Source organism: Siccirubricoccus phaeus (assembly GCF_008360935.1).
GTDB lineage: Bacteria > Pseudomonadota > Alphaproteobacteria > Acetobacterales > Acetobacteraceae > Siccirubricoccus > Siccirubricoccus phaeus.
In genome coordinates, this window is the sequence record NZ_SRXO01000002.1 from 143737 (window position 1) to 162183 (window position 18447).

General features: G+C 72.5%; 13 protein-coding genes. 6 read left to right on the forward strand and 7 right to left on the reverse strand.

All coding sequences use genetic code 11. The features are described 5' to 3' along the window. Window positions 1-10: 10 nt before the first annotated feature. The 5 genes from E5N76_RS03105 to E5N76_RS03125 form a co-directional block, all read right to left on the reverse strand. Window positions 11-4711, reverse strand: a complete 4701-nt coding sequence (locus tag E5N76_RS03105) for a beta strand repeat-containing protein (protein WP_149535844.1) — start codon at window positions 4709-4711, stop codon at window positions 11-13. Between the two features lie 305 nt (window positions 4712-5016). Next, window positions 5017-5388, reverse strand: a complete 372-nt coding sequence (locus E5N76_RS03110) for a VOC family protein (RefSeq protein ID WP_149535845.1) — start codon at window positions 5386-5388, stop codon at window positions 5017-5019. Between the two features lie 10 nt (window positions 5389-5398). After that, the gene (locus tag E5N76_RS03115) at window positions 5399-8002 is read right to left on the reverse strand and encodes a TIGR02302 family protein (RefSeq protein WP_149535846.1); all 2604 of its coding nucleotides are present in this window, start codon (window positions 8000-8002) and stop codon (window positions 5399-5401) included. Beyond that, complete coding sequence (gene lysA / locus E5N76_RS03120) at window positions 7999-9345, reverse strand: diaminopimelate decarboxylase (RefSeq protein WP_149535847.1); 1347 nt, start codon at window positions 9343-9345, stop codon at window positions 7999-8001. The genes E5N76_RS03115 and lysA overlap by 4 nt, the downstream gene beginning before the upstream one ends. Window positions 9346-9603: 258 nt before the next feature. Continuing rightward, window positions 9604-9987 carry a hypothetical protein gene (locus E5N76_RS03125; RefSeq protein ID WP_149535848.1) on the reverse strand — a complete coding sequence of 128 codons (384 nt, stop codon included), beginning with the start codon at window positions 9985-9987 and terminating at the stop codon, window positions 9604-9606. 141 nt (window positions 9988-10128) lie between these two features. Here E5N76_RS03125 and E5N76_RS03130 point away from each other — a divergent pair, with 141 nt between their 5' ends. Beyond that, window positions 10129-11265 carry a CaiB/BaiF CoA transferase family protein gene (locus E5N76_RS03130; protein WP_149535849.1) on the forward strand — a complete coding sequence of 379 codons (1137 nt, stop codon included), beginning with the start codon at window positions 10129-10131 and terminating at the stop codon, window positions 11263-11265. A 394-nt stretch (window positions 11266-11659) separates the two neighbouring features. Here E5N76_RS03130 and E5N76_RS03135 read toward each other — a convergent pair whose 3' ends face one another. Then, window positions 11660-12094: a DUF1810 domain-containing protein gene (locus E5N76_RS03135; RefSeq protein ID WP_149535850.1), complete on the reverse strand. Its 435-nt coding sequence runs from the start codon at window positions 12092-12094 to the stop codon at window positions 11660-11662. Continuing rightward, window positions 12091-13023, reverse strand: a complete 933-nt coding sequence (locus E5N76_RS03140) for a Bug family tripartite tricarboxylate transporter substrate binding protein (protein WP_149535851.1) — start codon at window positions 13021-13023, stop codon at window positions 12091-12093. Before E5N76_RS03140 ends, E5N76_RS03135 begins: the two co-directional genes overlap by 4 nt. Window positions 13024-13211: 188 nt before the next feature. Here E5N76_RS03140 and E5N76_RS03145 point away from each other — a divergent pair, with 188 nt between their 5' ends. The 5 genes from E5N76_RS03145 (at window position 13212) to E5N76_RS03165 (ending at window position 18352) form a co-directional block, all read left to right on the forward strand. Next, window positions 13212-13991 carry a class II aldolase/adducin family protein gene (locus tag E5N76_RS03145; RefSeq protein WP_149535852.1) on the forward strand — a complete coding sequence of 260 codons (780 nt, stop codon included), beginning with the start codon at window positions 13212-13214 and terminating at the stop codon, window positions 13989-13991. Between the two features lie 94 nt (window positions 13992-14085). Next, on the forward strand, window positions 14086-14496 hold the full coding sequence (locus E5N76_RS03150; RefSeq protein ID WP_149535853.1) for a VOC family protein: 411 nt from the start codon (window positions 14086-14088) through the stop codon (window positions 14494-14496). Window positions 14497-14518: 22 nt separating this feature from the next. Continuing rightward, window positions 14519-15523, forward strand: a complete 1005-nt coding sequence (locus E5N76_RS03155; protein ID WP_187829949.1) for a Bug family tripartite tricarboxylate transporter substrate binding protein — start codon at window positions 14519-14521, stop codon at window positions 15521-15523. A gap of 15 nt (window positions 15524-15538) precedes the next feature. Further along, window positions 15539-17218, forward strand: coding sequence for a thiamine pyrophosphate-dependent enzyme (locus tag E5N76_RS03160; RefSeq protein ID WP_149535855.1), 1680 nt, complete (start codon window positions 15539-15541; stop codon window positions 17216-17218). Between the two features lie 177 nt (window positions 17219-17395). Further along, window positions 17396-18352 (forward strand): tripartite tricarboxylate transporter substrate binding protein, encoded by a 957-nt coding sequence (locus E5N76_RS03165; protein WP_149535856.1) that lies wholly within the window; start codon window positions 17396-17398, stop codon window positions 18350-18352. Window positions 18353-18447: the final 95 nt, after the last annotated feature.

An 18447-nucleotide genomic window follows, 5' to 3' on the forward strand; every position in this document is an offset into this window, starting at 1 on the left:
GCTACCTGCCTCAGCCGAACAGCACATCCCCGGCGCCGAGCTGGGCGAGCCGCAGGCCCTGCAGCGTCAGGGTCTCGCCATGGCCGAGGCTCAGCACCAGGTCCTCGCCGGCCTGAATCGCCGCCGCCTGCAGCGCCGCCAGGCCGGCGATGCCGTAGCCCAGCAATTGCAGCCGGTCGATGCCCGGGGCGAAGTCGCGGATCGTGTCGCTGCCATTGCCGGCCTGCAGGATGAAGAGATCCGCCCCTTCCTGGCCGAGCAGCACGTCATCGCCGCCCATGCCGTTCAGCGTGTCATCCCCCGCGCCGCCCACCAGCCAATTGCCCAGGGCATTGCCGGCCATGGCGTTGCCCAGCGCATTGCCGATGCCGAAGACGGCGCTGCCGCCGAGGATCAGCGCCTCCACCGCCGCCGGCAGCGTGTAGCCGGCGGTGGCGATGTCGGCGATGACGGTGTCATGGCCCTCGCCGGCCGCTTCCATCACCAGGTCGGCGGCCGAATCGATCCGGTAGAGATCATCCCCCGCCCCGCCGCTGAGATAGTCGGACTCCCCGTCGCCGCTGGCGCCGTCCAGCGTATCCCGGCCGGCGCCGCCGAACAGGTAGTCGCTGCCCGCCCCGGCCAGCAGGCTGTCGTCGCCCTCGCCGCCGAACAGCGTGTCGTTCCCGCCATGGCCGATCAGGCTGTCCGCACCGGCGCCGCCATGCAGCAGATTGGCCGCCGCATTGCCGGCAAGGTGGTTGCCGCCGGCATTGCCGAGGCCGAAGAGCGGCCCGTCGCCGGCCAGGGCCAGCGCCTCGACCTCCGGCGAGAGCGCGTGGCTGGCGCCTGCCACCACCGTGTCGCTGCCCTCCGCGGCGCGTTCCGCCACTACGTCGCTCGCGGCGTCGACGACGTAGAGATCGTTGCCGGCGCCGCCCGCCAGCCAGTTCAGGTCGCTGCCGCCCACCAGCGTGTCATCGCCATTGCCGCCGAACAGCAGGTCGGCGCCGGCGCCGCCGATGAGGGAATCATTGCCGTCCTGGCCGGCCAGCACGTCGTTCCCCGCCTCGCCCCACAGCGTGTCCGCGGCGTTGGTGGCGGAAAGCGTGTCGTCGCCCTCGCCGCCGAGGAGCACGGCGCTGCCGCCCGCCAGCGCCAGCAGGATGGCGTCGTTGCCGGACTGCCCGTTGAATTGCTCCACATTGACGATGGGCCCAGGCGCCGCGCGCAGATCCATCAGGTCGTTGCCCGCCGTGCCGATCCAGGTGTCGAAGCCGTCGCCGCCATCGAAGCGGTCCTGGAAGATGGCGAAGCCGGTGGCGTCGAGGCTGTGGCTGGTCCGCGGGTCGAGCTGCAGCAGCAGGGTGCCGGTGAAGCTGCCATCCGCATCGGCCAGGACGGCGTCATCCCCGGCGCCGCCGAACAGCGTGTCCGCGCCGAGATGGCTGCCGAGGACGTCGTTGCCGTCGCCGCCCTCCAGCCAGTCATCGCCCCAGCCGCCATAGAGCACGTCGTCGCCGCCGCGGCCGAGCAGCGTATCGCCGCCATCGCCGCCATCGAAGACATTGGCCGCGTTGTTGCCGGTGAAGTGGTTGGCGTTGCCGTCGCCGATGCTCGAGGCGGCGCCGGCGGCCTCGAGCAGGATCAGCACCTCGATATTCCCGGCGGGGATCAGGCCGGGGGCGGCGGCGATGAGGGTGTCATTGCCCTCGCCGGGGAGCTCCACCACCACGTCGCCGGGATGATCCACATAGTAGAGGTCGTTGCCCGTGCCGCCCTCCATCCAGTCGGCGCCGCCGCCGCCATCGAGGGTGTCGTCCCCGCCGCCGCCCAGCAGCGTATTGGCGGCGCTGCTGCCGAGGAGGCTGTCGGCGAAGCCGCTGCCGCGGAGATTGCCGATCAGCACCAGCGTATCCAGGCCGCCCCAGCCATCCCGGACCTGGCCGGTGGCGAGGTTGGCGCGGATGCCCGCCGGGTCCCCGGCGTAATCCGCGGTGACGAGCGAGCCGGCATAGGGCGCGCGGAGGATGTCGTTGCCGGCGAGGCCGCGCAGCCAGGTGGGCGTGCCGACCAGGGCGAGGCCGGTCATGTCGTCGGAAAGCTGGCTGCCCCAGGCGCTCTGGATGTTGCGCAGGATATCGGCGCCGCCCCACTGGTCGGTCGCGGTGCCGAAGGTGAGGTTCAACACGATGCCCTGGGTGGCGAGCGGCGAGCCCGGGGCGATGACGTCGTAGAAGGCGATGTCCCGGCCGCCGCCGCCATCCAGCGTGTCATTGCCCGCGGCGCCGGCCAGGCGCTCATCCGCCGTGGAGCCGGTGATGCTGTCGTCGCCCGCCCCGCCCACCGCCACCTGGATGTTGGCGAGGCGGTCGGTGCCGCCCGGCTTCAGCGCATAGGCGCTTTCCAGGACACCGCCGAAATTGGCCCGGGCCAGGACGATGGTCACATCGCCGCTGCCGGCGTAGCGGTATTCATTGCTGCCGCCGCCGCCGTCGATGGCCTTGCTGCCATTGGCGCCGGAGAGGATGACGTCGTCGAAGGCGGAGCCGAGCAGCGTGTCGTGGAAGGCGCTGCCGAGCAGGACACGGCGGATATCGACCAGCGTATCCGTGCCGCCCCAGCCATCCGTCGCCGTGCCGAGGGCGAGGTTGACTGCGACCGCGGCCGGGCTGTTCGCATAGGAAAGCTGAACGCCGGTGGTGGCGTTGCCGATGAGCCGGTCATGGCCGGCGCGGCCTTCCAGCGTCAGGGCGTAGAGGTCGGTGGTGGCGGCGCTGGCGTCGATCGTGTCGTTGCCGCTGGTGGCGGTCAGGGACTGGATGAAGGTGAAGCTGTCCGCCGCGCCGCCGGGCTTGGCGACGGTGCCGGCATAGGCGCCGCTGAAGGTGACGGCGAGGGGGCCGGCGAAGCCGGCATAGCTCAGCGCGTTGCCGGCGCCGGCGCCGCCCGAGATGCGGTCGCTGCCGCCGCTGCCGGTGATGGCTTCGCCCAGGCTGCCGCCGGTGATGGTGTCATTGCCCGCGCTGCCCGCCAGGTTGTAGCCGCCGCCGAGGCTGAGCAGCGTGCCGTCGTAGAAATCCGCCGCGCCGATGGTGACATCGGCATTGCTGCCGCCGAAGCGGGCGACGAAATCCGCGGCGCCCAGCACCCCGTCCCGGTCCAGATCAAGCACCAGCCAGCCGCCCGCCGGGTTGCCGGCAACCAAGGCGGGGATCCAGAAGAGCTGGTAGGCCTCCAGCCCGCCCAGCCATTGCCGCGGCAGGAGCTGGCCGGCGCTGAGGCCGGTCTGCGGCGTGAGCAGGGCGCCGCTGAAGACCAGCGGCCGGGCGACGCCATCCGCGCCGGCATAGGTGCCGGCGGTGGCGCCGGCGCCATTGGTCAGGCCCCAGAAGGCGTCGCTGATCCGGATGCGGTCGCCATCCGCCGGGCTGAAGCCGGTGATGCTGTCCATGGCGGAAAGGCCGGACCAGGCGGCCTCCCCCATCGCCTGCAGCAGCAGCGTGTCGGCCCCGGCGCCGCCGGTGACGGTGTCGGCGCCCGGCCCGGCCTCGATGCTGTCATCGCCGGCGCCGCCATCCAGCAGGTCATTGCCGGCGCCGCCGAGGAGGAGATCGGACTCCGCCCCGCCATAGGCGGTGTCGCTGCCGGCGCCGCCATCCAGCCGGTCGCTGCCATTGCCGCCGACCAGCCAGTCATTGCCGTCCTCGCCGAGCAGGCTGTCGGCGCCCTCGCCGCCATCCAGGCTGTCCCCGCCGGCGCCGCCGGCCAGCGTGTCGTCGCCGCCGAGGCCGGCCAGGGTGTCATTCGCCGCGAAGCCGTGGATCCGGTCCGCATTGCCGCCACCCACCAGGCTGTCCGCGCCGGTGGTGCCGGTGGCGCTGAAGGTGCGGGCGAGGAAGCTGGCGGCGGTGACGGCGGCCCCGCCGGTATCCACCCGCGCCACCAGGTCGCCGGTGCCGAGCACGCCGTCGAAATTAAGGTCCATGAGGACCCAGCCGCCGGTGGCATCCGGCTGCCAGTAGAGGGTGTAGGCCTGGCCGCCGGTGCGGTCCGCCAGCGGGATGCCGGCGGCGAGGGTGGCGCGGCTGGGCAGGCTGCCGCCGAAGCCGACCGGCCGCAGCGGCAGGCCGGCGAGGGCGAAGCTGCCGCTGGCGATGGCCTGGATCTCGCCGCCCACGGTCTGGCCGCGCAGCGCCAGCCGGTCGCCCTCGGCGGCGTTGAAATCCGTGATGCGGTCGATGCTGCCGAGGGTGCCGTCCACCGTGCCGGTGCCCTGCAGCACGAAGCGGTCCGCCCCCGTGCCGCCGGTGAGGACATCCTGCCCGGCACCGCCCAGCAGCGTATCGTCGCCGGCGCCGCCGAGCAGGGTGTCGTTGCCGGCGCCGCCCTGCAGCGCGTCATGGCCGCCGCCGCCCGCGAGGCTGTCCGCATAGGTGCCGCCCACCAGCCGGTCATCGCCGCTGCCGGCGGTGAAATACAGCTCCTCGACGCCCGTGGCGCTGGTGCCGGCGAGGTCCGAGACCAGGCCGGGGCCAAGGAGGAACAGGGTGATGGCGCCGGCGGCGGCGCTGCGGTCCACCACCGCGCGGTCCTGGCCCGCCCCGCCATCCAGCGTATCCAGCCCGGCGCCGGCCAGCAGCGTGTCATTGCCGGCGAGGCCAAGCAGTTGATCCGCCCCGGCGGTGCCCTGGAGCAGGTCGTTGCCGGTGGTGCCGGTGACGCTCGCCATGACTCTCCCGTCCGCGGCCGGGTAGGGGGACAGGAAGCAGCGGCCGGGCGGAAGACACTAGGCGGCAGGCGGTTGAGGAAGGCTGAAGCCGCCCGGGCGGCTCGCGCCTGTCGCAAAAGGGCGCCGGCAGCGGAGCGGCGAGGGCTTCTGCGTCCCGGCCAGGGTCGCGGCATTGCCGCGACGGTGCGGCCGATGCCGGTGGCATCGGCAAGTCTGCGGACGTCATGCGAGGAGCATGCCGGCGCATGACGCCAGGGCGGAAAGGATCCGCCGCGACGCGCCGCAGACCCTTTTGCGCCAGGCTCTCAGCCGCGCGGGAAGGTGGCGGCTTCCAGCCGGTTGCCGTCCGGGTCGCGGATGAAGGCGGCGTAGTAGCCCGTCATCGCCGCCGCGCGCGGGCCGGGGGCGCCGTCATCCTGCCCGCCCGCCGCCAGGGCGGCGGCGTGGAATTCCCGCACCGCCGCCTCGTCCGGCGCGCGGAGGCAGAGATGGTGGCCGGTGCCGGCCGGCGCCGCATGCCCCTCGCGGAGATTGAGCCAGAGCTCCGGATAGCGCTTGCCGTAGCCGAGCTGGCGCGACCGCTCCACCAGCCGGGCGAGCCCGAGCGGGCGGAGGGCGGCGTCGTAGAAGTCGCCCAGCGCCAGCGAACTCACCGGGATCGAGACATGGTCGATCATCCGAGGCGCCTCAGAACCGCTTCAGCAGCCGGTCGATATAGTCCAGCTCTTCGGCCGGGCGCTCGCGCTCGGCGCCGCGGCGGCGCAGCTCCTCCTGCAGCCGGCGGGTGCGCAGCAGCTCCGCCTCCTCCGGCACGCGGGTATCGGCGCCGTTGTCGGCGGTGCCGTTCACGTCGCGGGTGCGGCGGCCGAGCGGGTCGCGCCCCTCGCCCTGGCCCTGCGCCTGGTCCTGGCCGTTGCCGCCGCCCGGCTGGTCGCCCGCCATGTCCTGCGGGTCGCCCTCCTCGTCGCCTTCCTGGGCGCCCTGGCCGAATTGGCGCTGCATGCTCTGCGCCATCTGCCGCCCGCCCTCCTGCAGGGCGCGGAGCGCGCGCTGCTGGGCGTCGCGCGGGTCGCCGCCGCCGCGGAGTTCTTCCTGCGCCTCGCGCATCGCCTGGTCGGCGCGGCCGAGGCCGTCCGGCACCTCCCCGGTCAGGTCGCCGAATTGCTGCATCAGCTCGCCGAGCGCCCGGCGCAGGGCGCGCTGGCGGCGGCCATCCTGCTCCGTCTCCGCCTGGGCGTCCGGGCTGGGCTGCGGTGGCTGCTGGGCTTGCGGCGGCTCCGGCGGCCAGCGCAGGCCGGGCAGGGGGCGCTGCTGCTGGCGCTGGCGCTGGGCCCGCTCCCGCTCCTCGCCATCGGCCCGCTGATGGCTGCGGTCCAGCATGTCCGACTGGCGGCGGACCATGTCCTGCACCACGCCCATTTGCTGCTGGCCGCGCTCTCGGCGCTGCTGCCGCTCGGCGCTTTCGCTGCGGCTGGCGCGGCCTTCCTCCAGCGCCTTCAGCATCTCCTCCAGCTCGGCCAGCTCGCGCCGCGCATCCTCGGTGCGGCCCTCGCGCGCCGCTTCCTCCATGCGGCGGGTGCGGCGGTCCATCTCCCGCTGGTCCATCAGCCGGGATTGCGGGTCGAAGGGGATGGATTCGGCATTCTCGCGCTGCAGCCGTTCCGCCAGCGCCTCCAGATGCTGGCGGATGGCGTCACGCAGCTCCTGGATCCGCCGCTCGATCTCGGCGCGCTGCTCGGCCTGGGCGGGGTCGTCGCGCGGCATCTGCTCGGCCTGGTCCAGCGCCTCGCGCAGCGCCTCCCGCGCCTGCTGCAGGGCGCGGAGGGTGCGGCCGTCGCGGCCCTCCTCCAGCGCCAGGGCGGTTTCCCAGAGGATCTCCTGCACCTCGCCGATCGCCTCCGGCCGCCGGTCATAGGCGAGGCGGGAGCGGGCGCTGCGCAGCGCCAGATAGGTGGCGGCATCATGCTCGAAGGCCTCCGGGGCCTGGGCAATCGCCTCCAGCTCCTGCCGCGCCGGGGTGCGGCGATTGGGCTCCAGGGAAAGCTGGCGGCGCAGCGCGATGAGCTGCTTCGCCACCGGATGGGTGAAGCTGCGCTCCGGCAGGGTCAGGCCGGCGAGCTCGGACTGGCCCTCCTGCCCCGCCCCGTCGCGGGCGATAAGCTTCGCCTCCACCTCCAGCCCGGCCCAGGGATGGGCCGACAGGTCCGGCTGGCCGGCGCCGCGGGCGGATTTCGGCAAGCCGCCGGGCAACGGCAGATCCAGCACCAAGGGCGGGGCGTCCGGCCTCGCCGCCAGGCGCAGCTCGGCGCGCAGCCCGGCCAGGCCCCAATCATCCTCCGCCCGCCAGGGCAGGCGGGTGGCGAGGCCGCGCTGGGCGCGGCCCGGCGGCTCGGCGAAGGCGACGGTCGGCGGGGCATCGGCCTGGACCGAGAGGCTCCATTGCACCAGCTCCGACCCGTTGCGGCGGATGGCGACTTGCTGGCCCGCGGTCAGCGGCGCCTCGGCGGTGAAGCTGCCGCCATCCAGGGCGCGGAAGGGGCGCAGCTCGGGGCCGGTGACCAGCTCGGGCGCCGCGCCGCCGCTGCCGCCGGAAAGCGAGACCTGCAGCTTGCTGCCGGCCGGCACGGTGGCGGCGCCGCCGCGCGGGTCGAGGAAGATCGGCGCGGCGCCGGTATAGGCGGGCGGCGTCACCCAGGCTTCCAGCTTCAGCGCCGGCACCGGGGCCGGGCCGGCCCAGCTCGGCTGGAAGGCGCGCAGCAGCAGCCGCGGCGCATCGGCGCCGGCGATGGTCAGCGCCGCCACCAGGCCCAACACCACGGCGGCGCGCAGCGCCCGCGGGTCCCGGGCCGGCAGGCCGGGGCGGGGGGCGCGCAGCTTCAGCCGGCCGAGCGCCGCCGCGGCGCGCTGCTGATGCACCTGCCAGAGGGCGAGGGCCGCCGGGTCATCCCCCGCCGGCCGGTCCGAGAGCGCCGAGAGCGGGCGGTGGCGCAGGCCGGAATCGCGTTCCAGCCGGCGTTCCGCCCCGGCCGCATCCGGCCAGGCGAAGCCACGGATGCCACGCCAGGCGAGCCAGCCCAGCCCGCCGCCGAACCCTGCCAGCAGCAGCAGGTGCGCTGAGGGCGGCAGCCGCGCCGGCACATCCAGGAAGGCGAGGATGGCGAAGCCCCCGAGCAGGCCGAGCACCGGCCAGGCGCGCGGCCAGGCCTCCTCCCACCACAAGGCGAGGCCGGCGAGGCGGCGCCGGCGGCGCAGCGCGCCCTGGATCTCGCCCGGCAGGGGGGCCTGGCTCATGTCGCGCTCTCCCAAGGCGGCAGGCGCTGGCCGGCGAGCAGGGCCTCCTGGCTCTGCCGGTCCCGCACCACGGCGAAGCGGGCGCCGTCCACCATCACCTCCGCGGCGAGGGGGCGCATGTTGTAGGTGCTGCTCATCGCCGCGCCATAGGCCCCCGCATCGAGGAGGGCGACCAGCGCCCCGGGAGGTAGAGATGGCAATGCCCGGCCCCGGGTGAAGGTGTCGCCCGTCTCGCAGACCGGGCCGACCACATCGGCCGGGGCGAGAGGCAACGCGGCCGCTTCCGCCGAGACCGGGAGGATCCCGTGCCACGCCTCATACATCGCCGGGCGGACCAGATCGTTCATTGCGGCGTCGAGGACGAGGAAGCGGCGGGAGGGGGTCTGCTTCTGCAGCACCACCGCGGCGAGCAGGAGGCCGGCGGGGCCGGCGATCCAGCGGCCGGGCTCCAGCATCACCGGCAGGCCGAGCGGGCCGAGCGTGGCCTTGATGGCGCCGGCCAGGGCTTCCGGCAGCGGGGCGGGCTCGTCGCGATAGGGGATGCCGAGGCCGCCGCCGCAATCGATGTGGTGGAGGGGCAGGCCGGCCGCCAGCAGCTCCCGCGCCAGCTCGGCGAGGCGGGCATAGGCGGCGCGGTAGGGCGCCATGCCGCTGGTGATCTGGCTGCCGATATGGGTGGCGAGGCCGACCGGGGCGAGGCCGGGCAGCGTGGCCAGCCTGGCGTAGAGGGCCGGCGCCTGGTCGATGCCGACGCCGAATTTGTTCTCCGACCGGCCGGTGGTGATCTTGGCGTGGGTGCGGGCATCCACGTCCGGGTTGACCCGCAGCGCGACCCGGGCGGTGCGGCCGAGGGAGGCGGCGAGGGCGGAGAGCATCTCCGCCTCCTCGGCGCTCTCGAGGTTGATCTGGGCGATGTCCTCGGCCAGGGCCAGGCGCAGCTCCCGCGCCGTCTTGCCGACGCCGGAGAAGACGATGGCCGAGGCGGGGATGCCGGCGGCGCGGGCGGCGCGCAGCTCGCCTTCCGAGACCACGTCGGCGCCGAGGCCCTCCTGCGCCAGCACATGCAGCACGGCGAGGTTGGTGTTGGCCTTGACCGCGTAATGAATGCCGGCGCGGAGGCCGGCCTCGGCCAGGGCCGTCTTCAGCGCGCGGGCGCGGCGGCGGAGGGTGTTGGCGGAATAGACCCAGCAGGGGGTGCCGGCGACCTCGGCAATGCGGGCGAGGGGCACCTCCTCCACCAGCAGCCCATCCTGGGCGTGGAGGGAGAGGGCGGGGCGGGCGGCGATCAGCTCGGCGAAGCTGGGATCCGGGGTTTCGGGCGGCAGCGGAAGGGGGGAGGCCATCCCGCCATTGTGCGGCGCGGGAGGGGGTGGGGACAAGGGAAGCGTGGACAAGCCGACGACTCCCTCTCCCGCGAAGCGGGGGAGGGTCGGGGTGGGGGTGAGCAAAGGCGGTGGGGACGAAGGCGGTGGGTGGGCAAAGGCGGTGGGGGTGGGCAAAGCAGCGCAGGTGGCCGAGGCGCGCGGTGGCGCCGCACCCTCCACAGATTCCAGCCACACCCCCACCCTGACCCTCCCCCGCAGGGCGGGGGAGGGAAGGCGTCAGCCCCCCACCGTCCCGTTCACCCGGCTGCCGGCCCGGCGCAGCACGGCGCAGAGGCGGGAGAAGGCGAGCCAGAAAGCACCGTGGCCGGGCGCGTCCTCGGCATGGTTGTTCACCTTCGGCTCGCCCCGCCGCAGCAGGCCGAGGCGGGATTCGAATCGGCCGCGGAGGTTCTCCAGGAAGGCGTCGCTGCTGCCCATGTACTGCTCGATCATCTCGGCGGCGATGTCGATCTCCACCCGGGCGCGGCCATCGAGCGTGAAGCGCTTCAGGGCGCGGCTTTCGTTCACCAGCACCAGGTGCAGCCGGTGCAGCTCCGCGAGGTGGCGGGCGATGCGCAACCGGGTCTCCCGCACATCCTCCTGGTTGTCGGTCTCGGGCATCCCTGCCTCCCTGATTTGCCCCCTTGGACGGCACCGGGCAGCATGGCGCGGCAAGGGTGAAGCGGGGGTGAATCCGGCGCCGCTTGACCGCGCCCGGCGCGGGGGCGAGCCTTGCCGCGGAACGTCCCGGGATGAGAGCGCATGTTGCCGCTGCAAGGCGTGAAGGTTGTCGAGATCGGCCAGAACCTGGCCGGGCCCTATGCCAGCGAGATCCTCGGCATGCTGGGGGCGGAGGTGGTGAAGATCGAGCGGCCGGAGGGCGACGACGCCCGTGGCTGGGGCCCGCCCTTCCATGCCGGCATCGCCACCAGCTTCCACGCGGTGAACCGCAACAAGCGCAGCATCGCACTGGACCTGAAGGACAAGGCGGCCTGCGACTGGCTGCGCGGCTTCATCGGCACGCGGGACATCTTCATCCAGAACATGCGGCCGGGCTCGCTGGAGGGGTTCGGGCTGGGGGCGGAGGCGCTGCGGGCCGCCAACCCGAAGCTGATCTACTGCTCCCTGCACGCCTTCGGCGCCGTCGGGCCGCTGGCGCTGAAGCCGGGCTATGAGCCGATCGTGCAGGCCTTCACCGGCATGTTCAGCGTGAACGGCTCGGCCGAGGCGCCGCCGGCGCGGGTCGGGATGCAGGTGCTGGATCTCGGCACGGGGGTGTGGGCGGCGCTGGGCTGCCTGGCGGCGCTGCAAAGGCGGCACCTGACGGGGGAGGGGGGCGTGGTGGACACCTCGCTCTTCGAGACCGGCCTCGGCTGGATGGCGCAGCATTTCTGCGGCTATTTCGTCAGCGGGAAGCAGCCGCCGCGGCACCGCAGCGGCAACCCGAAGCTGATCGTCTTCCAGGCCTTCGATACGCTGGATGGCGAGATCGTGGTGGCCGCCGCCAATGACCGGCTCTTCGCCAAGATGACGGCGGTGCTGGGCCACCCGGAATGGGGCGCCGATCCGCGCTTCAAGACCAATGCCGACCGCATCGCCCATCGCGAGATCATCCTGCCGCTGCTGGAAGGCGCGATGCGGGAGAAGACCAGTGCGGAGTGGGCGGAGGCGCTGGAGGCGGCGGGGATTCCCTGCTCGCCGATCCATGACCTTGCAGGGGTGGAGGCACATCCGCAGACCGCGGCGCTCGGCATCATCCAGGAGATGCCGGGCTATGACCTGCGGGGCATCGGGCTGCCGGTGAGCTTCGACGGCGCAAGGCCGGCGACGCGGCAGGGGGCGCCGGCGCTGGGCGAGGCGAATGCGGAATTCGGCGCGCCGGTGCCGAAGAAGGGCTGACCGGCAGCCGCGTCGCGGCGGGCGCGCTGATCGCGCGCTCGACGACGTCGAGCGCATCCCTCGCGACAGCCACGGTGCTGGAACGCTGTCAAGGACGCAGCCGCGCAAAGCGCGGTGCCGCTGCGCGGCATCCTTGACAGCGTTCCAGCACCGTGGCCCAGGGCAATGGTGGCCTTCGACGGTGTCGAAGGCCCGTTCAGGGCCTTCGCGCCGCGAGAGGGGCGGGGTGGCGATGGATAGGCTGTGCATGGCGGCTTCGCCGCGATAAGCCGCCGGGAAGGTGGCGCGGCCCTTCGCTGCGCGCGACGCGCCGAGGACTGGCGGATTGCGTCTGCCACCGCAGGCGCCGTCAAAGGTGGGCGCGGCGATCGGGTGCGCCGGCGGCAGCGGCCGTTCAGCCGCACTCGCCGCGTGCGAGGAGGTCGAGCGTCAGCTTGTCGCGCTCGCCGCCGCAAGGGCCGGCGATGGCGTCCTCGAAGACGGAGCCGGATGGCGCAGCCGCGGCGAACAGCGTCATGCAGGAGCGGAACTTCATGTCGTCCGGGCTGCCGAAGATCTCGTGCAGGCTGCGGCCCCGCACGCCCAGCACCAGCCGCGTGCACTCCTCCAGCCGCTTGCCCAGCACGGGATGCGCCAGCCAGGCCCGCGCCTCGGCGAGATCCGCCAGCCCGTAATGCAGCGCCGTCGGGCTGCGGCCCAGCGCGCGCAATTGCGGAAAGACGAACCACATCCAATGGCTCGTCTTCCGCCCCGCCGCCAGCTCCCGCTTTACCGCTTCCAGCACCGGCGCCTGCGCCGTGGCGAACCGTTCCAGCCCCGCGTCGCTCATTCCGGCTCGATCCCCGCCATCTGTACGAAGCGGGCCCATTTCTCCCGCTCCTGCCGCACCAACGCGGCGATCTGCGCCAGGCTCAACGCCTCCGGCACGAAGCCGAATTCCACCAGCCGGGACCGCGCCGGCTCCGCCAGGATGGCGGCGTTCACCAGCGCGTTCAGCCGCGTGGAGACCTCCTCCGGCGTCGCCGCCGGCACCGCCACGCCGAGGAAGCCGGTCAGCACGAAATCCGGCCAGGTCTCGGAGAGGGCGGGCAGGTCCGGCCACCTCTCCCACCGCCCCTGCCGGGTGATGGCCAGCGCCCGCGTCTGGTTCTGCCGCAGCCAGGCATCGCCCGCCGTGGTGTCCACGAAGATGAAATCCAGCCGCCCGGCCAGCAGGTCGGTCAGCGCCGTGCCGATGGCGCGGTAGGGCACGCCCTGCATCGGCACCCCGGACATCACCCCCAGCAACTCCCCCGGCACGCGGGAGGAGGCGTTGAAATGCCCGAAGAACACCTGGCGCCGCTTTGCCTCCGCCAGCAGCCCGGCCACATCCCGGAAGGGCGCCTCCGCCTTCACCATCAGGTAGCTGCCATTGGAGCCGAAGAAGCCGACCGTGGTGAAATCCTTCTCCGGGTCGTAGGGCAGGTCCCGCACCGTGGAGGGGTTGGCGGAATGGGTGCTGGTGGTGGCCAGCAGCAGGGTGTGGCCATCCGGCGCCGCCTGCTTCACCGCCATGGTGCCGATCACGCCATTGGCGCCCGGCCGGTTGTCCACCACCACGGGCTGGCCGGTCGTGCTCTCGATATATTGCCCGATCAGCCGCGCCGTGATGTCGCCCGAGCCGCCCGGGGCGAAGGGGACGATGATGCGCAGCGGGCGGGGCTGGGCCAAGGCGGGGGTGGAGAGCAGCAAGAGGGGCAGGGCGCGGCGGCGCAGCATGGGCAGAGGGTCCGGGACGTTTCTTCCGTTGCCACTGTCGGTCGATCGACCACCCCCTTCAACCCCCCGCGCTTCGCTGCTTGAATGGGACCCAGACCACCAGGCTTTGTTTGCAGTGGCCTGCTCGTCCGCTCCGTTCGCTGGAAATCCAGCGAACTTCGCGGGCAGGACACTAGGAGGACCCGCCCATGACCATGCATGGCCCGTTGCGCATCGCCCCCCTGCAGGGCTCCGTCTCCGCCGCCGAGTGGCAGGCGCGGGTGGACCTCGCCGCCTGCTACCGGCTCTGCGAGAGCTACGGCATGTCCGACATGATCTACACCCACATCACCGCGCGGGTGCCGGACCAGAAGGACCATTTCCTCATCAACCCGAACGGCATGCTGTTCGGGGAGATCACCGCCTCCTCCCTGCTGAAGGTCAGCCTGGACGGGGAGATCCTCTACAAGCCGGACCTGCCCTACGGCCTGCACCCGGCGGGCTTCACCATCCATTCCGCCATCTACCGGGCGCGGCCGGATGCCATGGCGGCGATGCACACCCACACCGTGGCCGGCATGGCGGTCTCCGCCCTGAAATGCGGGCTGCTGCCGCTGACCCAGACGGCGACGCGCTTCTACGGCCGCCTCGCCTACCATGAATTCCGTGGGCCGGAGCGCGACCCGTCCGAGCGCGATTCGCTGGCGAAGAGCATTGGCCCGCTGAATTACTGCATCCTGCGCAACCACGGGCTGCTGACCCTGGGCGAGAGCGTGCCGGAAGCCTTCATCGCCATGTGGGGGCTGGAGCGCGCCTGCCAGGCCCAGCTCCAGGCCATGGCCTGCAACACGGAGCTGAACCTCCCGCCCGACGACGTCGTCGCCAAATCCTGCGAGATGTACACCAGCGGCTCCCGCCGCTACGGGCTGCTGGAATGGCCCGGCCTGCTGCGCAAGCTGGACATGCAGGACCCGAGCTACCGGGACTGAGGCTGCGCCCACAAGCCGGGACCACGACCTTCCGGGCGTGGTCCCGGCCCGTGCCCAACCGGCACCAAAAGCGTCCACGCCACGGAGGAACGCCATGAAGCTCACGCTGCATCACGTGAATTACTGCTCCAAGGACGTCCCGGGGATGGAGCGCTTCTACCGCGACATCCTCGGCCTGGAGACGGAGCCCTCGATCAACCCTGCCTCCCGCGTCACCGCCAAGGGCTATGCCGGCGCGGTCGCCTTTGTCACCGATGGCCAGACGCAGTTCCATCTGGCGCAGCAGGATCTGGGCGTGGCCTTCCGCACCGGCCAGCCGCTCAATCCGCTGGAACGCGGGCACATCGCCTTCCGCACCGACGACATCGCCGGCTTCAAGCGGCTGCTGGAGGAGAAGGGCATTCCCTATGCCGATTACGGCGATTGGGCGATGAATGGCTGGTACCAGATCTTTTTCCAGGACCCCGAGGGCAACGTTATCGAAGTGCACCAGGCTCGCGGCTGACCGAACCGGGGGAGGTCCGGGCATGGCCATGACGAGGCAGCTTCCACCCCAACCAGCCCGGGACACCGGGTGGCTGCCGCGCCGCGCTGCGCTGGCGCTGCCCTTCCTGGCCAAGGCCGCGCGGGCGGACGAGGCTTGGCCCAACCGCCCGGTCCGCCTCGTCATCCCCTTCGGCGCCGGCGGCCCGATCGATGCCATCGGCCGGCTGCTGGCGGAGCATCTGCGCGACCGGCTGGGCCAGCCCCTCGTCATCGAGAACCGGCCCGGCGCGGGCGGCAGCATCGGCATTCGCGCCGTGGTGCAGTCGCCGCCGGATGGCGCCACCTTCCTGCTCACCAGCGCCTCGCTGGCCTCCGTGCCGGCGCTCTATCCCAGCCAGGGGCTCGACCCCCGCCGGGCGATGACCCCGGTCAGCCTGGTGGCCGAGGTGCCCACCGCCATGGTGGTGCGCGCCGATGGTCCCTATCGCAGCGTGGGGGATGTGATGGCGGCGGCGAAGGCGCGGCCCGCCACGCTGACCTATGGCAGCGGCGGCGTCGGCTCCTCCAACCACCTCTCCGGCGCGCTCTTCGCCCAAGCGGCGGGGCTCCGGCTGGAGCACATCTCCTACCGGGGCGCGGCGCCGGCCATGATCGCGCTCTTCACCGGCGAGATCGACATGGTCTTCGCCAGCACCATCGAGACGCTGCCGCATGTCGCCGCCGGCCGCGCCCGGCTGCTGGGCGTGGCGACGGAGGCGCGGGTGCCGGCGCTGCCCGAGGTGCCGGCGATCAACGAGATCGTGCCCGGCTATGTGGCGCTGAACTGGTACGCCATCGCCGGCCCGCGCGGGTTGCCGGAGCCGGTGCTGGCGCGGTTCACCGAGACGCTGGCGGCGCTGCACGACCTGCCGGAGATCCAGGCCCGCTTCGCCGCCGCCGGCACCTCGCCGCTGCTGACCGGGCCGGAAGCGCTGGTGCGAAGATTGGACAGCGACGTGCCGCAATGGCAGCGCGTGGTGGAAGCCGCCGGGATCAAGGTGGAATAGGGAAGGGAACACTCAATGAGTCGCACAGTGGGCCGCGTCCTGGCCGAAAGCCTCGTCGCGCACGACATCGACACCATCTGGATGGTGCCGGGGGAAAGTTTTCTGGGTCTGACCGACGCGCTGACGGAGGTGCCGGAGGTGCGCCTCATCGTCTGCCGGCACGAGGGCGGGGCGGGCTTCATGGCCGTGGCGGATGGCCGCATGCGCGGCGGCCGCGCCGGCGTGCTGCTGGTGAGCCGTGGCCCCGGCCTGTCCAATGCCATGGTCTCGCTGCACACCGCCTATCATGACGCGACGCCGCTGGTGGTGCTGTGCGGCCAGGTGGAACGGAAGGATTTCGGCCGGCTCGCCCTGCAGGAACAGAATTACTCGAAGCTGCTGGCCGATGTGACGAAGGACGTCATCGAGGTGAACGAGGTGGTGCAGGCGAGCGAGTCCATCGCCCGCGCCTTCCACCTGGCGGAGAGCGGCACGCCGGGCCCCGTCGCCGTCATCCTGCCGGAGGACATCTTCGACGAGCCCTGCGACACGCCGGTGGCGAAGCCGCGCCCGCGCGTCTTTGGCGGGGCGCGGGAGGAAGACCTGGACCAGCTCGCCGGCATGCTGGCGAAGGCCGAGCGGCCGCTGGTCTGGGTGGGCGGTGCGCTGGCCAACGCCTCCAGCGAGACGCTGGGCGAGTTGCAGCAGCTGGCGGAGCAATGGGTGCTGCCGGTCTCGCCCACGCATCGCCGGCCGCAACTCTTCGACGCCTCGCACTCGAATTACGGCGGCTATATGGGCATCCGCGTGCCGAAGCAGCTCGTCGAGGAGATGAAGAAATCCGACCTGCTGGTCTCGCTCGGCGAGCGCATCACCGATTCCGTCAGCCAGTCCTACAGCTTCCCCACCGCGCCGGATCCGCAATTGCCGCTGGTGCAGGTCTGGCCGGATGCGAATGAGATCGGGCGGGTGTTCCGGCCGGACCTCGGCATCGTGGCGGAGCCGGCTTCGGTGATCCGCGCGCTGCTGAAGCGCGGGGCGCCGGCGGGGGCGGCCAAGCGGCAGGGCTGGGTGGCCGGGCTGAACGCCATCCACCGCAAGCTGATGGCGCCGGAATGGGAGAGCACGAGCGACGGCGTGAACTTCGCCGCCATCTGCGTGGAGGTGGCGAAGCACCTGGCGCCGGATGCCGCCGTCACCTCGGATGCGGGGAATTTCTCCTCCTTCATCCATCGCTATATCGGCTTCCGGCCGGGGCAGAATTTCCTCTCCTCCGTGGTCGGGGCGATGGGGGCGGGGGTGCCGATGGCGGTCGCCGCTTCCATCCGCCGGCCGGGCAAGCAGGCGGTGGCCTTCGTCGGCGATGGCGGGGCGCTGATGTCGGGGAACGAGATCGCCACCGCCATGCAATATGGCGGGGCGCCGATCATCATCCTCTCCGACAACAAGCGCTACGGCACCATCGGCATGCACCATGAGGTACGCTACCCGAACCGGCCCTATGAGGACGCGGTGCGGCTGACCAACCCGGATTTCGCCGCCTGGGCGCGGGTGTTCGGCGCCGAGGGCATCACCATCAGCCATGAGAGCGAGGTGGAGGCGGGGATCGCCCGCGCCTTCGCGGTGAAGACCAAGCCGGTGGTGGTGCATGTGCACAGCAGCGCGATCCAGATGAGCGCGTGGCGCCGGAAGGGTGCGCCTCGCGTGCATGGTTGAGGGGAGCTCTGCTCCCCTCAAACTCCCCTCGCCAAAGGCCGAAGGGCCTTTGGAAACCATGAGTTTTGGACCCAACGGTCCAACCTGCAAACTCAAGGGTTCCAAGGGCCTTTCGGCCCTTGGCGGGTGGGAGTTTGAGGGAGGGCAGCGCCCTCCCTCAAGAACGGGAGGAACACCATGCGCCTATCTCGCCGTGCCCTGCTGGCCGGGCTGGCCTTGCCCGCTCACGCCCAGCCCGCCTTTCCCAACCACCCGGTACGTTTCGTCGTCCCCTACCCACCGGGCGGCCCTTCCGACATCCTCGCCCGCGCCCTCTCCGCCGCGCTCTACGACACCTGGCGCCAGCCCGTGGTGGTGGAGAACCGCCCTGGCGCCGGCAGCACCATCGGCACGGAGCTCGTCGCCCGCGCCGCGCCGGACGGCTACACCCTGCTGCTGGCGGCCACCGCTCATGTGATGAACCCGCCGCTGATGCCGCGCCTCACCTATGACGCGGTGTACGGCTTCGCCCCGCTGCTGAACGCCGCCTACCACCCCATGGTGCTGGTGGTGCATCCCGGCACCGGCATCACCGATGTGCCGGGCTTCATCGCCCAATCCCGTGCCACGCCGGGGGGTCTCACCATGGCCTCGGCCGGCGTCGGCAATGCCAGCCACCTGGCGGCGGCGCTCTTCGCCTCGGTCGCTGGCATCGAGTACACCCACGTGCCCTTCGCCGGCGCCGCGCCGGCGCAGACGGCGCTGCTCGCCGGGCAGGTGAAGGCGGGGTTCCTGAACTCCACCGTCGCCGTGCCGCAGATCCGCGCCGGGGCGCTGCGCGGCCTGGCCGTGGCGGCCACGCAGCCCTGGCGGGAGCTGCCGGAGCTGCCAACCCTCGCCTCCCTCGGCTTCGCCGGGGCGGAGGCCGGCTCCTGGTACGGCGTGCTGGCCCCGGCCGGGCTGCCCACGGCGCTGACCATCCGCCTCTCCCAGGACCTGCTCGCCGCCGCCCGCCTGCCCGCGGTGCGGGAGAAGGTGATCGCCGCCGGCCTCGACCCGCTGGAGGTCGGGCCGGAGGAGTTCCAGGCGCAGATCGCCGCCGAGGCGGCGAAATGGGCGCGGGTGGTGAAGGAGGGCGGCATCCGGGCGGAGTGAGCGGGCGGCTCCTGGAGCGGGTGGGTTGAGCTCTGCTCCTCCCCGCTCCAGCCATCTGTTTGATGGCGTGATTCACGCTTTCGGTGTTTCCACCT

Bases quoted from the DNA above. Each gene is read 5' to 3' on its own strand.
- E5N76_RS03130 (WP_149535849.1), top strand. From the start codon at position 10,129: ATGTTGCCGCTGCAAGGCGTGAAGGTTGTCGAGATCGGCCAGAACCTG.
- lysA (WP_149535847.1), bottom strand. From the start codon at position 9,345: ATGGCCTCCCCCCTTCCGCTGCCGCCCGAAACCCCGGATCCCAGCTTC.
- E5N76_RS03155 (WP_187829949.1), top strand. From the start codon at position 14,519: ATGGCCATGACGAGGCAGCTTCCACCCCAACCAGCCCGGGACACCGGG.
- E5N76_RS03140 (WP_149535851.1), bottom strand. From the start codon at position 13,023: ATGCTGCGCCGCCGCGCCCTGCCCCTCTTGCTGCTCTCCACCCCCGCC.
- E5N76_RS03135 (WP_149535850.1), bottom strand. From the start codon at position 12,094: ATGAGCGACGCGGGGCTGGAACGGTTCGCCACGGCGCAGGCGCCGGTG.
- E5N76_RS03150 (WP_149535853.1), top strand. From the start codon at position 14,086: ATGAAGCTCACGCTGCATCACGTGAATTACTGCTCCAAGGACGTCCCG.
- E5N76_RS03105 (WP_149535844.1), bottom strand. From the start codon at position 4,711: ATGGCGAGCGTCACCGGCACCACCGGCAACGACCTGCTCCAGGGCACC.
- E5N76_RS03125 (WP_149535848.1), bottom strand. From the start codon at position 9,987: ATGCCCGAGACCGACAACCAGGAGGATGTGCGGGAGACCCGGTTGCGC.
- E5N76_RS03145 (WP_149535852.1), top strand. From the start codon at position 13,212: ATGACCATGCATGGCCCGTTGCGCATCGCCCCCCTGCAGGGCTCCGTC.
- E5N76_RS03110 (WP_149535845.1), bottom strand. From the start codon at position 5,388: ATGATCGACCATGTCTCGATCCCGGTGAGTTCGCTGGCGCTGGGCGAC.
- E5N76_RS03160 (WP_149535855.1), top strand. From the start codon at position 15,539: ATGAGTCGCACAGTGGGCCGCGTCCTGGCCGAAAGCCTCGTCGCGCAC.
- E5N76_RS03165 (WP_149535856.1), top strand. From the start codon at position 17,396: ATGCGCCTATCTCGCCGTGCCCTGCTGGCCGGGCTGGCCTTGCCCGCT.
- E5N76_RS03115 (WP_149535846.1), bottom strand. From the start codon at position 8,002: ATGAGCCAGGCCCCCCTGCCGGGCGAGATCCAGGGCGCGCTGCGCCGC.